Below are 1,423 nucleotides of genomic sequence, written 5' to 3'. Positions count from 1 at the left end.
CCGTCGACTTCGCCGCGACCGCCGCGGTTGCCGTCGGCGCCGCCGCCACTGCCGCCACCATTACCACGGCCCGGACGGTTGCCGCCCATGCCGCCGAAGTTGCCCGAACCGCCGCCGAAGCCACCCGCCGCCGCACCACGGCGACCTTGACCCGGACGGCCCTGGCCCTGACCCTGACGCGGTTGCGCCATCGCACCGTGCGAGCTCAGCACCGGCTCGCGGTTGATGAAGCCCATCGAGGTCTGCATCGGATCCGGCTGACGGCGCTCCTGCTCCTTGCCGCCCCGACCGCCCTTCTCTTCGCTCGGCGCCTTCAGGCCGACCGACGCCATCAGCGCGCGCACCTGGTTGTCTTCGAGCTCTTCCCAGCGGCCGCGCTTGAGGCCCTTGGGCAGTGCGATCGGACCGTGACGCGTGCGGATCAGGCGGCTCACCATCAGGCCGGCCGCCTCGAACATACGGCGCACTTCGCGGTTGCGGCCTTCGGCCAGCGCGACGTGATACCAGTGATTCGTGCCCTCGCCGCCGCCGTCGCGGATGCGCAGGAAGCTCGCCGGGCCGTCTTCGAGCTCGACGCCCTTGAGCAGCTTCTGACGCATCCCTTCGCTCAGCTCGCCGACCACGCGCACCGCGTATTCACGCTCGACGCTGTAGCGCGGGTGCATGAAACGGTTGGCCAGATCGCCCGAGGTCGTGAGCATCAGCAGACCTTCGGTGTTGAAGTCGAGACGGCCGACGGCCAGCCACTTCGCCGTCTTCATCGGCGGCAGGCGGTCGAACACCGAGGCACGGCCTTCGGGGTCGGCATGGCTGACGATCTCGCCGGTCGGCTTGTGATAGATCAGCACGCGCGGCGGCTTGTTCTGCAGCTTGCGCTTGATCGGCTTGCCGTTGATGCGGACCTGGTCGGTCGGCAGAATGCGTTGGCCGATGTGCGCCGGTTCGCCGTTCACCGAGACGCGCCCGGCGATGATCAGCTCTTCCATGTCGCGGCGCGAGCCCATGCCCGCGTCGGCCAGCACCTTGTGGAGCTTCGGCGCGTCGTCGTCCGGGCTCAGCACGCGCTTGGGCTGCTGGGCGCGGCCACGGCGCAGCATCGGCGCGTTCACGCCCGAGCCCGTACCGTTGTCGGCGTCGAATGCCGGCGACGTCACGTACAGGAACAGATCGTCCTGATTGCCTTCGGCCGCTGCGGCCACCGGCGCGTCGCCGCCAGCCTTGCGGCCACGGCCACCCTTGGCGCCGGCCGTCTTGCCGGCTGCACCGCCTGCGTTCTTGCCACCCGACTTGCCCGCCGGTGCGTCCGTACCGGCCTGTGCGGCGTTCGCCGGATTCGCGCGGCGACCGGGCTTCTTTGCACCCGTCGCGCCAGTTTTGGCGCCCGCTTCCTTGCTGCGCGGCGCGCGCGCGGGAGCGGCGCTTT

Annotated in this window: 1 protein-coding gene; it reads right to left on the bottom strand. The window is 70.4% G+C overall.

Annotated features, from left to right (window positions below):
* Window positions 1–1,423: 23S rRNA pseudouridine(2605) synthase RluB (rluB, locus tag G3N97_RS38735; RefSeq protein ID WP_241031104.1), on the bottom strand; the 1,423-nt coding region annotated here is incomplete at both ends.

Origin of the sequence: Paraburkholderia sp. Ac-20347 (assembly GCF_017104805.1) — a bacterium.
Lineage (GTDB): Bacteria > Pseudomonadota > Gammaproteobacteria > Burkholderiales > Burkholderiaceae > Paraburkholderia > Paraburkholderia tropica.
Note: the sequence above shows the minus strand (reverse complement) of the source record. Positions and strands in the feature narration are given on the sequence as shown.